The sequence below is a fragment of the Streptomyces sp. NBC_00203 genome, assembly GCF_045206325.1.
Classification (GTDB): domain Bacteria; phylum Actinomycetota; class Actinomycetes; order Streptomycetales; family Streptomycetaceae; genus Streptomyces; species Streptomyces lutosisoli.
Genome location: NZ_CP108126.1, coordinates 6,376,465 through 6,391,185 on the forward strand (window position 1 = coordinate 6,376,465; position 14,721 = coordinate 6,391,185).

At 69.1% G+C, this 14,721-nt stretch carries 7 protein-coding genes; 2 read left to right on the forward strand and 5 right to left on the reverse strand.

Annotated elements, in window-relative coordinates; genetic code table 11:
- Window positions 1-597: 597 nt before the first annotated feature.
- On the forward strand, window positions 598-4,083 hold the full coding sequence (gene rpoB, locus OG975_RS28620) for a DNA-directed RNA polymerase subunit beta (protein ID WP_406332262.1): 3,486 nt from the start codon (window positions 598-600) through the stop codon (window positions 4,081-4,083).
- A 114-nt stretch (window positions 4,084-4,197) separates the two neighbouring features.
- Window positions 4,198-8,097, forward strand: a complete 3,900-nt coding sequence (locus OG975_RS28625; protein ID WP_406332264.1) for a DNA-directed RNA polymerase subunit beta' — start codon at window positions 4,198-4,200, stop codon at window positions 8,095-8,097.
- Window positions 8,098-8,175: 78 nt separating this feature from the next.
- Here OG975_RS28625 and OG975_RS28630 read toward each other — a convergent pair whose 3' ends face one another.
- The 5 genes from OG975_RS28630 to OG975_RS28650 are packed head-to-tail and all read right to left on the reverse strand — an operon-like array spanning window position 8,176 to window position 14,523.
- Window positions 8,176-9,519: a M48 family metalloprotease gene (locus OG975_RS28630; RefSeq protein ID WP_406332266.1), complete on the reverse strand. Its 1,344-nt coding sequence runs from the start codon at window positions 9,517-9,519 to the stop codon at window positions 8,176-8,178.
- Between the two features lie 32 nt (window positions 9,520-9,551).
- Window positions 9,552-10,070: a Pycsar system effector family protein gene (locus OG975_RS28635; RefSeq protein WP_406332268.1), complete on the reverse strand. Its 519-nt coding sequence runs from the start codon at window positions 10,068-10,070 to the stop codon at window positions 9,552-9,554.
- Window positions 10,067-11,470, reverse strand: coding sequence for a PE-PGRS family protein (locus tag OG975_RS28640; protein ID WP_406332269.1), 1,404 nt, complete (start codon window positions 11,468-11,470; stop codon window positions 10,067-10,069). The genes OG975_RS28635 and OG975_RS28640 overlap by 4 nt, the downstream gene beginning before the upstream one ends.
- Window positions 11,471-11,473: 3 nt before the next feature.
- Entirely contained in the window at window positions 11,474-13,651 is a 2,178-nt protein-coding gene (locus tag OG975_RS28645) for a hypothetical protein (protein WP_406332270.1), read from the reverse strand.
- On the reverse strand, window positions 13,648-14,523 hold the full coding sequence (locus OG975_RS28650; protein ID WP_406332271.1) for a hypothetical protein: 876 nt from the start codon (window positions 14,521-14,523) through the stop codon (window positions 13,648-13,650). Before OG975_RS28650 ends, OG975_RS28645 begins: the two co-directional genes overlap by 4 nt.
- Window positions 14,524-14,721 lie beyond the last annotated feature (198 nt).

Sequence of the window (14,721 nt, forward strand, 5' to 3'; positions counted from 1 at the left end):
CCGCTCAAGTAGCGCTGTAACGCTGACGCACTGAAGAGCGATCACCCATCTGGGTGGTCGCTCTTCGGCGTTCCAGGGGTCCCCGTAGCGGCTGCCTTGCGCTGTCGGTCGCGACGAGTATGGTGATCTTCGTTCGTGTCTCCAGCCGCCCGTGACGGGCTGCAGGACGGGTTGCAAGACAGGCGGCACGTGACGATCGCAGCACTTGCTCAAGGCATGGGGGGCCTTGACGAACCGCACGCAGCGCGCAATTCTCAGGACGCGTCGTCACAACGATCCGGATCCGAGGCATGGATCGACGGCGAAGAGGGCAGTATCGATGTGCATTGAGGGCGTGGCTTGCCGCAGGTGTTGAGAACAACGAGGGTCTCAAAAAACCGGGACTGGACATCAGTGGGCCTTGTGGCTACACTGACCCTTTGCGCTGCCTGTTAGCTGCCTCCTGCCCGTCACCAGGGGCATGCCCTCGCTTGACACCGATGACTTGATCATCCCTGACCTGGCCTTATCCGGCTGAATCAGGAACGGCCTGTCTCTGTGTCCCAGTGGGGGGCCGGTACGCGCGTAGTGAGTCCGAGCCCTCGGAAGGACCCCCTCTTGGCCGCCTCGCGCACTGCCTCGACCGCGAATATGAACAACGGCGCCAGCACCGCCCCGCTGCGCATCTCCTTTGCAAAGATCAAGGAGCCCCTCGAGGTTCCGAACCTTCTTGCGCTGCAAACCGAGAGCTTCGACTGGCTGCTCGGCAACGCCGCGTGGAAGGCTCGTGTCGAGGCGGCTCTGGACAGTGGACAGGACGTCCCCACGAAGTCCGGTCTGGAAGAGATCTTCGAGGAGATCTCTCCGATCGAGGACTTCTCCGGGTCGATGTCGCTGACCTTCCGCGACCACCGCTTTGAGCCTCCGAAGAACTCCATCGACGAGTGCAAGGACCGTGACTTCACGTACTCCGCGCCGCTCTTCGTCACCGCCGAGTTCACCAACAACGAGACCGGCGAGATCAAGTCCCAGACGGTCTTCATGGGCGACTTCCCGCTCATGACCAACAAGGGCACCTTCGTCATCAACGGCACCGAGCGTGTCGTGGTGTCGCAGCTCGTCCGCTCGCCGGGTGTCTACTTCGACTCCTCCATCGACAAGACGTCCGACAAGGACATCTTCTCCACGAAGGTCATCCCGTCCCGGGGTGCCTGGCTGGAGATGGAGATCGACAAGCGCGACATGGTCGGTGTCCGCATCGACCGCAAGCGCAAGCAGTCCGTCACCGTTCTCCTGAAGGCTCTTGGTTGGACCACCGAGCAGATCCTCGAGGAGTTCGGCGAGTACGAGTCCATGCGCGCCACCCTGGAGAAGGACCACACCCAGGGCCAGGACGACGCGCTGCTCGACATCTACCGCAAGCTGCGTCCGGGCGAGCCCCCGACCCGTGAGGCTGCGCAGACGCTGCTCGAGAACCTCTACTTCAACCCGAAGCGCTACGACCTCGCGAAGGTCGGCCGCTACAAGGTGAACAAGAAGCTCGGCAGCGAAGCGCCGCTGGACGCCGGGATCCTGACCGTCGAGGACATCATCTCGTCGATCAAGTACCTGGTGAAGCTGCACGCCGGTGAGACCGAGACCGTTGGTGACAACGGCGCTTCGATCGTCGTCGAGACCGACGACATCGACCACTTCGGCAACCGTCGTCTGCGCAACGTCGGCGAGCTCATCCAGAACCAGGTCCGCACGGGTCTGGCTCGTATGGAGCGCGTCGTCCGCGAGCGCATGACGACTCAGGACGTCGAGGCGATCACGCCGCAGACCCTGATCAACATCCGGCCGGTCGTCGCCTCCATCAAGGAGTTCTTCGGCACCAGCCAGCTGTCGCAGTTCATGGACCAGAACAACCCGCTGTCGGGTCTCACCCACAAGCGCCGTCTGTCGGCGCTTGGCCCGGGTGGTCTCTCCCGTGAGCGGGCCGGCTTCGAGGTCCGTGACGTGCACCCGTCGCACTACGGCCGCATGTGCCCGATCGAGACGCCTGAAGGCCCGAACATCGGCCTGATCGGTTCGCTCGCCTCGTACGGCCGGGTCAACGCGTTCGGCTTCGTCGAGACGCCGTACCGCAAGGTCGTCGAAGGCGTCGTCACCGACGACGTCGACTACCTGACGGCCGACGAAGAGGACCGATTCGTCATCGCCCAGGCGAACGCGATCCTCTCCGAGGACATGCGCTTCGAGGAGTCCCGCGTCCTGGTCCGCCGCCGTGGCGGCGAGATCGACTACATCCCGGGCGACGACGTCGACTACATGGATGTCTCGCCGCGCCAGATGGTGTCGGTCGCGACCGCCATGATCCCGTTCCTCGAGCACGACGACGCCAACCGTGCCCTCATGGGCGCGAACATGATGCGTCAGGCCGTGCCGCTGATTAAGTCCGAGGCGCCGCTCGTCGGCACCGGCATGGAGTACCGCTGCGCCGTCGACGCCGGCGACGTACTCAAGTCGGAGAAGGACGGTGTGGTCCAGGAGGTCTCCGCGGACTACGTCACCACCGCCAACGACGACGGCACGTACACCACGTACCGCCTGCACAAGTTCTCCCGCTCGAACCAGGGCACCTCCGTCAACCAGAAGGTTGTCGTGGACGAGGGCGCCCGGGTCATCGCCGGCCAGGTTCTGGCCGACGGTCCGGCGACCGAGAACGGCGAGATGGCGCTCGGCAAGAACCTGCTCGTGGCGTTCATGCCGTGGGAGGGTCACAACTACGAGGACGCGATCATCCTGTCGCAGCGCCTCGTGCAGGACGACGTCCTCTCCTCGATCCACATCGAGGAGCACGAGGTCGACGCCCGTGACACCAAGCTCGGCCCCGAGGAGATCACCCGGGACATCCCGAACGTCTCCGAAGAGGTCCTCGCCGACCTCGACGAGCGCGGCATCATCCGCATCGGTGCCGAGGTCGTCGCCGGCGACATCCTGGTCGGCAAGGTCACGCCCAAGGGTGAGACCGAGCTGACCCCGGAGGAGCGCCTGCTCCGCGCGATCTTCGGTGAGAAGGCGCGCGAGGTGCGCGACACCTCGCTGAAGGTGCCGCACGGCGAGATCGGCAAGGTCATCGGCGTCCGCGTCTTCGACCGTGAAGAGGGCGACGAGCTGCCGCCGGGCGTGAACCAGCTGGTTCGTGTCTACGTGGCGCAGAAGCGCAAGATCACGGACGGTGACAAGCTCGCCGGCCGCCACGGCAACAAGGGTGTTATTTCGAAGATCCTTCCTATCGAGGACATGCCGTTCCTCGAGGACGGAACTCCGGTCGACATCATCCTCAACCCGCTCGGTGTGCCGTCCCGAATGAACCCGGGACAGGTTCTGGAGATCCACCTCGGCTGGCTCGCCAGCCGCGGCTGGGACGTCTCCGGCCTCGCCGACGACTGGGCGCAGCGCCTGCAGGCCATCGAGGCCGACGTGGTCGCCCCGGGCACCAACGTCGCCACCCCCGTCTTCGACGGTGCGCGTGAGGACGAGCTCGCGGGTCTGCTGCAGCACACCATCCCGAACCGCGACGGCTCGCGCATGGTCCTCCCGACCGGCAAGGCGCCGCTGTTCGACGGCCGCTCCGGCGAGCCGTTCCCGGAGCCGGTCTCGGTCGGCTACATGTACATCCTCAAGCTCCACCACCTGGTCGACGACAAGCTGCACGCCCGGTCGACCGGTCCGTACTCGATGATCACCCAGCAGCCGCTGGGTGGTAAGGCCCAGTTCGGTGGCCAGCGCTTCGGTGAGATGGAGGTGTGGGCGCTGGAGGCTTATGGCGCCGCGTACGCCCTCCAGGAGCTGCTGACCATCAAGTCCGACGACGTGACCGGCCGCGTGAAGGTCTACGAGGCCATCGTCAAGGGCGAGAACATCCCCGAGCCCGGCATCCCCGAGTCCTTCAAGGTGCTCATCAAGGAGATGCAGTCTCTCTGCCTCAACGTGGAGGTGCTGTCCAGCGACGGTATGTCCATCGAAATGCGTGACACCGACGAGGACGTCTTCCGCGCGGCGGAGGAGCTCGGCATCGACCTGTCCCGGCGCGAGCCGAGCAGCGTCGAAGAGGTCTGACGGGAGTCCGACGGGCCTTCGACCACCTGTGGAAAAGGTGACGAAGGCCCGCCGGCCCCAGGACCCCCGTATCAGACCCCTAAGACTTACAACCCTGAGAGGGATTGACGCATAGTGCTCGACGTCAACTTCTTCGATGAGCTCCGGATCGGTCTGGCCACCGCTGACGACATCCGTCAGTGGAGCCACGGCGAGGTCAAGAAGCCCGAGACCATCAACTACCGCACCCTCAAGCCCGAAAAGGACGGACTCTTCTGCGAGAAGATCTTCGGTCCGACCCGGGACTGGGAGTGCTACTGCGGCAAGTACAAGCGCGTCCGCTTCAAGGGCATCATCTGTGAGCGCTGTGGCGTCGAGGTCACTCGCGCCAAGGTGCGTCGTGAGCGGATGGGCCACATCGAGCTGGCCGCTCCTGTCACCCACATCTGGTACTTCAAGGGCGTTCCGTCGCGGCTGGGCTACCTGCTCGACCTCGCCCCGAAGGACCTCGAGAAGGTCATCTACTTCGCGGCGTACATGATCACGTACGTCGACGACGAGCGCCGCACCCGTGACCTGCCCTCGCTGGAGGCGCACGTCTCCGTCGAGCGTCAGCAGATCGAGAACCGTCGCGACTCCGACCTCGAAGCCCGCGCCAAGAAGCTCGAGACCGACCTGGCCGAGCTTGAGGCCGAGGGCGCCAAGGCCGACGTACGCCGCAAGGTGCGCGAAGGTGCCGAGCGTGAGATGAAGCAGCTGCGTGACCGTGCGCAGCGCGAGATCGACCGTCTCGACGAGGTGTGGACCCGCTTCAAGAACCTCAAGGTCCAGGACCTGGAGGGCGACGAGCTCCTCTACCGCGAGCTGCGTGACCGCTTCGGCACGTACTTCGACGGTTCGATGGGTGCTGCGGCGCTGCAGAAGCGCCTGGAGTCCTTCGACCTGGAGGAGGAGGCCGAGCGCCTCCGCGAGATCATCCGCACCGGCAAGGGCCAGAAGAAGACCCGTGCGCTGAAGCGGCTGAAGGTCGTGTCTGCCTTCCTGCAGACCTCCAACAGCCCCAAGGGCATGGTCCTCGACTGCGTCCCGGTCATCCCGCCGGACCTTCGCCCGATGGTGCAGCTGGACGGTGGCCGCTTCGCGACCTCCGACCTGAACGACCTGTACCGCCGTGTGATCAACCGCAACAACCGCCTCAAGCGACTCCTTGACCTCGGTGCCCCCGAGATCATCGTGAACAACGAGAAGCGCATGCTTCAGGAGGCCGTCGACGCGCTCTTCGACAACGGCCGTCGTGGTCGCCCGGTCACGGGCCCCGGCAACCGTCCGCTGAAGTCGCTGTCCGACATGCTCAAGGGCAAGCAGGGTCGATTCCGTCAGAACCTGCTCGGCAAGCGTGTGGACTACTCCGCGCGTTCCGTGATCGTCGTCGGTCCGCAGCTGAAGCTGCACCAGTGTGGTCTGCCCAAGGCCATGGCGCTGGAGCTCTTCAAGCCGTTCGTGATGAAGCGCCTGGTCGACCTGAACCACGCGCAGAACATCAAGAGCGCCAAGCGGATGGTCGAGCGCGGCCGCACGGTCGTCTACGACGTCCTCGAAGAGGTCATCGCCGAGCACCCGGTTCTGCTGAACCGTGCGCCCACGCTGCACCGCCTCGGCATCCAGGCCTTCGAGCCGCAGCTGGTCGAGGGCAAGGCCATCCAGATCCACCCGCTCGTCTGCACCGCGTTCAACGCGGACTTCGACGGTGACCAGATGGCCGTGCACCTGCCGCTCTCCGCGGAGGCGCAGGCCGAGGCCCGCATCCTGATGCTGTCCTCGAACAACATCCTGAAGCCGGCTGACGGTCGCCCCGTCACCATGCCGACCCAGGACATGGTTCTTGGTCTGTTCTTCCTCACCACCGACGGTGAACTCCGCGACGTCAAGGGCGAGGGCCGTGCGTTCGGCTCCACCGCCGAGGCGACGATGGCGTTCGACGCCGGCGAGCTCGCGCTCCAGTCGGCCGTCGACATCCGCTTCCCGGTGGGCACCATCCCGCCGCGCGGCTGGACCCCGCCGGCGCGCGAAGAGGGCGAGCCGGAGTGGCAGCAGGGTGACACCTTCCGCCTCCGTACGACTCTGGGCCGTGCGCTCTTCAACGAGCTGCTGCCCGAGGACTACCCGTTCGTCGACTACTCGGTGGGCAAGAAGCAGCTCGGCGAGATCGTCAACGACCTGGCCGAGCGCTACCCCAAGGTCATCGTGGCGGCGACGCTCGACAACCTGAAGGCGGCGGGCTTCTACTGGGGCACCCGCTCCGGCGTCACCGTGGCCATCTCCGACATCGTCGTCCCCGAGGCGAAGAAGGAGATCGTCAAGGGCTACGAGGCTCAGGACGAGAAGGTCCAGAAGCAGTACGAGCGCGGTCTGATCACCAAGGACGAGCGCACGCAGGAACTCATCGCGATCTGGACCAAGGCGACCAACGAGGTTGCCGAGGCGATGAACGCGAACTTCCCGAAGACGAACCCCATCTTCATGATGGTTGACTCGGGTGCCCGAGGAAACATGATGCAGATGCGTCAGATCGCCGGTATGCGTGGTCTGGTGTCGAACGCCAAGAACGAGACGATCCCGCGTCCGATCAAGGCCTCCTTCCGTGAGGGCCTGTCGGTGCTGGAGTACTTCATCTCGACGCACGGTGCTCGTAAGGGTCTGGCGGACACGGCCCTCCGTACCGCCGACTCGGGTTACCTCACCCGTCGTCTGGTCGACGTCTCCCAGGACGTCATCATCCGCGAGGAGGACTGCGGCACCGACCGTGGCCTCAAGCTGCACATCGCGGAGCGCGGCGCGGACGGTGTCCTGCGCAAGGCGGAGAACGTCGAGACCAGCGTGTACGCACGTGCGCTGGCCGAGGACATCACCGTCGACGGCAAGGTGCTGGCCCCGGCCAACACCGACCTCGGCGACGTCCTCATCGACGAGCTCGTCAAGTACGGCATCGAGGAGGTCAAGACCCGCTCGGTCCTGACCTGCGAGTCCGCCGTCGGTACCTGCGCCATGTGCTACGGCCGTTCGCTGGCCACCGGCAAGCTGGTCGACATCGGTGAGGCGGTCGGCATCATCGCCGCCCAGTCCATCGGTGAGCCCGGCACGCAGCTGACGATGCGTACCTTCCACACCGGTGGTGTGGCCGGTGACGACATCACCCAGGGTCTGCCCCGTGTCGTCGAGCTCTTCGAGGCTCGTACGCCCAAGGGTGTCGCCCCGATCTCGGAGGCGGCCGGCCGCATCCGTATCGAGGAGACCGAGAAGACCAAGAAGATCGTCGTCACCCCGGACGACGGCAGCGACGAGACGGCGTTCCCGATCTCGAAGCGTGCCAAGGTCATGGTGCACGAGGGCGACCACGTCGAGGTGGGCCAGAAGCTCACCTTCGGTGCGACCAACCCGCACGACGTGCTGCGGATCCTCGGTCAGCGCGCGGTCCAGGTCCACCTGGTCGGCGAAGTCCAGAAGGTCTACAACTCGCAGGGTGTGTCGATCCACGACAAGCACATCGAGATCATCATCCGGCAGATGCTGCGCCGTGTGACGATCATCGAGTCGGGCGACGCGGAGCTGCTGCCCGGCGAGCTGGTCGAGCGTTCGAAGTTCGAGACCGAGAACCGTCGTGTGGTCCAGGAAGGCGGCCACCCGGCCTCCGGCCGTCCGCAGCTGATGGGTATCACCAAGGCCTCGCTGGCGACCGAGTCGTGGCTGTCGGCGGCGTCCTTCCAGGAGACGACCAGGGTTCTGACGGACGCGGCGATCAACGCCAAGTCCGACTCCCTGATCGGCCTCAAGGAGAACGTCATCATCGGTAAGCTCATCCCGGCCGGTACGGGTCTGTCCCGCTACCGCAACATCCGGGTCGAGCCGACCGAGGAAGCCAAGGCCGCGATGTACTCGGCCGTCGGCTACGACGACATCGACTACTCGCCGTTCGGCACGGGCTCCGGCCAGGCCGTCCCGCTGGAGGACTACGACTACGGTCCGTACAACCAGTGAGCGGTAGGCAGTAAGCAGTAGGAGGTACGAAGGGCGGTCACCCCAGTCGGGGTGGCCGCCCTTCGGCGTTCGCCGGCCTCAGCGCGGCAGTTGCAGGTACGGCTCCAGGGCGCGCAGCCGGGTGTAGTTGTCCGGGTGGCTGGTCAGGAGCTTGGCCAGCCCGCCCGGCTCCTTGAGCTTCTTGCCCTGCGCGGCGGCGTACGCCTTCGCCGCGTCCTCCTCGGCCTGGAAGTGGTGCAGGACCTGGGCCATCTCGGTCGCGAAACCGAGGGCCGCGGCCTGCTGGTCGGCGCGCAGCTCGCCGAGGCGGCCGGCGTAGGCGAGCAGGTAGGGCGCGATGACGAGGGGGATGGTGATGTACCAGGCGACGATGAACCCCGCGACCACGAACATCCCCATGAAGAGGACCAGGATCCCGGTCGCGGCCAGCGAGAAGACACTGGCGACGGCGAGCGCGATCCGGGCGAGCCCCCGGGTCAGCGCCCAGGCGATCCGGCCGGGCAGCGAGTACCAGTAGCCGAGCAGCCCGGACCAGGCGTGACCGCCGGTGTGGTGACCGAGTTCATGGGCGAGTACGGCGGCGAGGTTGCTGCTCGGGATCCGGTTCAGCGAGTAGGTGGTGACGCTGACGACATGGCCGGCGACCGCGGACGCGTTGAGGTCGTCGCTGTTCTCCACCATCAGTTCGTACGTGTCGGCCTCGATGCCCGCGCGGGCGGTGACCTCGCGCCAGATCGGCTCCAGGCGCGCCCGCTCCTCCGCCAGCGGCGCCCGCAGCTTGATCACGCGCCGGGCGAACAGCAGCTCGGTGGGCCGGTGGAAGACGAGGGCCCCGGAGGCCAGCCAGGCCACCACGACCAGCCATCCCACCACCGAGCCGAACAGGGGCACCGCGACCGCCGCGACCACGGCGAAGCTCACCAGGAAACCCGGGATCTGCGTCGCCAGCTGCCCTATCGCCGTGGCGTCGGCACCCCGCTGATGAGCCGCCACGTGGACGCGGGAGCCCTCGTGGCGGTAGTCGAGGTCGTCGGGCGCGACGGCCGGCCGCGGCACGAAGGGGGCCGGCTGCGGGGCCTGGGCGGGGTACTGCGGGGCGGGGCCGGGGTACGGAGCCGCGGCTCCCGGGTGCTGCGGGGGCGCGCCGGGGTAGGCGGGAGGAGCCGTCGGGTACTGGGGCGGCGCGGGGGTGGCCTGCGGGTAGGACGGGGGAGCGGCCGGGGCACCTGGGTACGGGTACGGGGGCGGGGTCGCGGCGCCGGGGTACTGCGGCGGGGTCGCGGCTCCCGGGTATGAGGGCGGGGGAGTGCCGGCTCCCGGGTACTGGGGCGGGGGAGCGGAGGCGCCGGGGTACTCGGGCGGCGGTGTGGCCGTGCCCGGGTACTGGGGCTCCGGGGACGCCGGTTCTGGTGGCTGGGACATGGGGCTCCTTCGGGTCTTCCTGTCTGGGGACGTCAGCCGATGAGCAGGGCGGTGGGCAGCAGGGCCGTGCCGGCGCAGAAGGCGATCAGGCCGGTGCGGATCCACTGGTGCTTGCGGGCGGCGATACGGCTGGTCTCGGTGAGCGCCGCCGTGAGTCCGGCGGCGGGGTCGCGGTCGGTGTCGGCGAGCGCGGTGGCCAACTGGCCCTCGCGTACGGCCTGTTGGATGTCGCCGAAGTAGCACAGCGGCTGGCCGGGCGCCCAGGAGCCGCGGCGGTAGCGGGGGAGTACGGCGAGGAGCAGCGCGAACAGGGAGAGCGCCAGAGCGGCGGCCCCGGCCCACCACAGGGCGGTCCCGGCCCAGGTCAGTTCCCTCGGCGTCCAGTCCCGCCCGGCCAGCAGCCCGCTGAACACTCCCGCCGTCATCCCGAGCGCCGCCACCAGCACGGACGCCTTGCTGTCGGCCCGGGCGATCTCGCCGCGCAACTCGGTGAGCAGCCGCTCGGCGGTACGGGCGCCACCGGTCGCGGGCAGGGTGCCAGGGGTGGTCACGCGGACCCCGCTTCGGGGGAGTCCTGCGGCGGTACGTCGGCGGCGGCGGCCTCGCCCGTGCCGGGGGCCGGGGGCACGACGGGGGCGGGGCCCGCGGCGGCGTACGGCGGCGGCGGTGCGTAGGGGGCGCTGGGCGGCTGCGACGGGCCGTACGGGGCACCTGGCGGCTGCTGCTGGGCGTACGGCGGTGCCGGTGGCCGGTCCTGCGGTGCCGGGCTGTACGGCTGCTGCGGAGGGGCGGGAGGCGGCGCGGCCTGACCGGCGTACGGGGGCTGGCCGGCGTACGGAGGCTGACCGGAGTAGGGAGGCTGAGGCGCGTACGGCTGTGCGCCGGGCTGTGGCGGCTGGCCGGGGTGGGACGGCTGGCCCGGATACGGCGGCTGCGGCGGTACGTACGGCTGTCCGGGTGTCGCCCCCGCGGGCAGCGCCGCCTGGCCGCCGTCCTGCGCCGGCGATGTCTGCTGCTGGATCAGGTCGTTGACGGCGCGCAGGGTCGAGCGGGCGGACTCGGCTCTCTGGAAGTCCTCCAGGGTGTCCCCGGCGATCAGTTCCAACTGGGTCTTGATGATGGACAGTTGGTCTCTCTGGATGGAGCCGACGACCAGCTGGGTGTCCTCGGGGTGCTGGGCGAGGTGCAGGGCCCAGGCGCCGACGCCGCCGTGCTGGAGGTGGTACTGGTAGAAGTTGATCTTCTCGGTGATCAGCTGGTGGTTCTGCTGCTGGCGCAGGGCCTCCAGCTCGTACTGCTGCCGGGCCTGACGCAGCCGGAACTCGTGCTCGGGGTCGAGCATTTCGGACTCGTAGCGCAGACTCCGCTGCCGCTTGCGGTGCGCGATCGCCTCGTCGTCCAGTCGAAGGCGTACGACACAGGTCACGGCGAGGCCGATGCCGGCCGCGAAACCGCCTGTCTCGACGGCCTGTTGGACCGCGCGCTCGGCGGACGGGCTGTCCTCGATGGGGAAGCGGCGGCTGACCGGCCGCGCGAACTGGTGGAGTTCACGGGTCAGCCTCGTGGGCACGTCACGCTCACCGCTCGCCACGTACGCGATCGGATCCGCCACCCGCCAGGTCAGATCGGCCGTGGCGCCGAAGGAGAACGCGTCGTCGTCGCTGGGCAGTTCCAGGTCCAGCTGCACCGGGTGGCTACCCATGTCCACCTCGTACACCGAGGTGTAGCGGCGGGTCGCCGCGTCCGAGCGGCTCGGCCGGTGCGGCGGGATGTAGACGTCGTACGAGCCCTTGGCGGTGACGAAGACGAGCGCGTGGTCGATCGCGGTCATCTGGCGCCGGGCGGTGTAGTCGAAGCGCGAGATGGGCTTCACGGTCAGCACGGGGTCTCTCAGTGTGCTGTGCCGGTTGGCGTCCTGCTGCCACTCCGGCTGACGGCGGAACTCCGCCATGGTTCAACTCCTCGATGGATCTGGATCTGTGGTGGAGGGGATCAGTACGCCGAGCAGCCGGTCGGCGATCGGTGGGCGCGGGCCGCCGTCCGGGGCGCGCAGGTTGAGCAGTTCGTGGCTGAGGCGCTTGTGGTCGTCCGCCGTCACGACCAGCGCGGGCAGCAGGAACTCCAGGGCGTTGGCCGCGTCCGCCCGGCGTCCGGCGGTGTGCACCCAGGTGTGCAGGGCGTTCAGGGCCCCGCGGGTGTGTGTGCGGTCGCCGAGCGCGGTGCGCCAGAGGGTGGCGAGGTCGCGGGCCGAGTCCGGCTCGTACATGCCCGTGGTGGCGTACCACTCGACGAGCGCGTCCTCCTCGTCGTTGTCGCAGGCACGGACGAACGCGGCGAGCGCGAGCGCGCGGACCGAGGCCGTGTCGTGGTGGAGCAGCCGCACCAGCTCGGAGAGCATCTCGCCGCGCCGGACGCCCACGGAGAGCAGCAGGGCCGTCGAATCGATCAGGTTGTCCGCCTCGGCCTGGCTGCTGCCCCCGGCGCGGGCCCGGGCGGCGAGCGCGCTCAGTGCGGGCCCCGCGAGGTCGGGGCGGAGCGGTGTGAGCAGTCCGAAGGCGCGGATCGCGGTCCAGCGGCGGGCCCAGTGGGAGTCCGTGCACCACTGGGTGAGCAGGCGCAGCACGACAGGCGCGTCGAGGAGCTGGGCGAGCGTGAGCGTGTTCGCCGCGGTGACCCGGGGGCCGAAGGCCTTGGAGACGGCCCAGCCGTCGATCAGCAGCGCCACCGCCGAAGGCAGGTCGGCACGGGCGAGCAGCGCGGTGGCCGCGGCGGCCCTGGTCCGGACGACCGGGCGGCCGTCGCGGGCCAGCTCCTTCAGCCAGGCGACCAGCGCGGGCCGGGCCGACGGATGGCCCGTCCACACCTCGGTGAGCAGGACGCGCGGGGTGTTCTCCTTGCGGAAGTACGCCGTGAACTGCGGAACCGCGCCCCATTCGGTCGCCTCGTCGCGCACTTCCCCCGCGGCCCGCGCCCGCTCCAGGCGCGTCTCGGCGGCCAGCCCGAACACCGGGATCTCCGGCGGCTGTTCGGGGTGCTGCAAGCGCTGGAAGTGCACGAACAGCTTGTCGGCGAGTTCGGCGGCGAGGACGTACGGGGCCTGGTCGAAGACGGCGAGCGAGATGAGGAACGCCTTGTCCCGCAGGGTGGCTTCGGGGTCGCTCAGCCACTCCCGGCACTGCTGCTCGACCGCGGCCTGCCCGAAGTCCGCGAGCCGTGCCGCCGCTTCCTCGCTGCCGTCGTAGCCGGCCACCTCCGCCGCGAACTTGGCGGCCTCGGCGGGACGGTGGGCGCCGCGGGAGAGGAAGTCGCGCACGGGCGAGAGGGCGAGGAGACCGTCGATGTCCCGGTGGCCGGTCAGGTGTGCGCGCAGCACGGCCGCCGCCTCCGGTGCCTCCCAGCGCGACGGAGTGACTCCCAGCAGGAACGGGGTGTTCTCGACGGTCACCACCAGATACCCGTCGACCTTCTTGAGCTGGTCGCGGGCCGCGAGCAGCTGGGTGTCCCGCAGCGGCCGATTGCGGCTCAGCGGCAGGTCGCGCAGGACATGGCCGCCCGGCGCGGAGAGGTGGGTGGCCAGGGCCGCGGGGCTCGTCTCCGAGGAGAGGGCGTGCACGGCGGGGACGCCCAGGCGGCGCAGCAGCATGCGGGCGGCCGCGTACCGGCCGCTGGAGTGGGCGCCCGCGAGGACGAGGACGCGTTCCTCGCGCAGCCGGGCCAGGGCGGCCGTGAACGCCGGGGTCTCGACGAAGACCGCGGCCAGCGCGTCGAGCTGCTGTGCGGGGATCTCTCCGGAGGCGTAGGCCGCCGAGGCAGCCGGGCCGTGGTGGTGGATCTCCGTCTTGCCGCCCATGAACACATCACGGGCGACACCGCCGGAGACGCCGTGCTGGTCGCCGCCGACCAGGCTGCCGCCGAAGGACGCGGCCTCGCCGAGGATGAACCCCGGGGTGTGCGCGACGAGTTCGCGCTGCGCGGCCCGGGCCTCCTGGGTCCGCTCCACGGGCTCCTCGCCGTGGTCGTTTCCGTGGTCGCCGCCGTCGGCGTGGTGCGGTTCGGCGGTTCGGTGCGGCTCTCTCGGCTCTGCCGGTGGTACGTCGTCGGGGGCCGGCGCCGCGGGCGGGGGCACCGTCACGCCGACTCACCCCCGGACCCGCCCAGGTGTACGTCTCCGGTGACCTGGCCGCCGGAGACGCCGTGCTGGTCGCCGCCGACGAGGCTGCCGCCGAAGGTGGGGGAGCCGCCGTTGAACTGGATGACGACGCCGCCGGGAGGGGTGGCGGGACTGGCGGAACCGGCGGGGCCGGCAGGTCCGGGGGAAGCGGGCGGTTCCGCGCCCGGCGCCGGGCTCTCCCCCGAGTCACCCGGCGCCGGGGCTCCCCCCTTTTCACTGTGGTCGTCGGTGCCGCGCGTCCCGCTGTGCTCGTCGGCGCCGTGCGGTACCGGGCCGTGCAGCCAGGCCCGCAGCGCACCGTTCTTGCTGTCCACCGTCACCGGGTGGAAGTCTTCCGCCGGGATGCCTGGGTGGCCGTGGCGCACGATCCCCGTGTGCACGCCCTCCGAGACGCACAGGGCGAAGTCGTCCGCCCGCTCGCGCAGGGCCGCGCGCAGCAGCTGGGCGTCGAGGAGGCGGCAGGCGTGGTTCAGGTCGGAGCCGACCCAGCCGTCGTGGTCGTCGATGGCGACGTAGCCCGTGGCGACGACGCCGCGCAGGCGGATCTGGGCGGAGCTGGATGCCATGCGGTTGACCGCGCGCAGCTGGACGGGGACCTCGGTGAGGAGGGCTCGGAGGAGGGCGGTGACCGAGGCGTTGGCGTCGATCAGTTCCATCACGGAGTCGCCGCGGTCGGCGCGGAGCCTCAGGCGTTCGTCGATGCCTGCGCTTTCCAGGGTGCGGTCGGTGATGTCGTACAACATCCGCCGCAGATAGGCCTGTTCGACGTCGTCCCGGTCGCTGTACTTCTCGATGTCGAGCAGAAGGATGGTCCGGCTCACGGGGTCGGTCATGGTCGCCTTTCGGTGGGGGCCTTGCCTGGCAAGCAGGGTGGCGGCCACGGGGGGCGATGTGTGAGGGCGGATTTCCCACTTGAAGTGTGACGGGGTGCACAGAACCCGGCGGGCGTCACTTGAGCCACGGTTCTTCGCCCCCGCCGCCCCTACCCGTCCCATCCCTGGGGCCTGCGCCCCCAGACCCCCGCTAAAAGA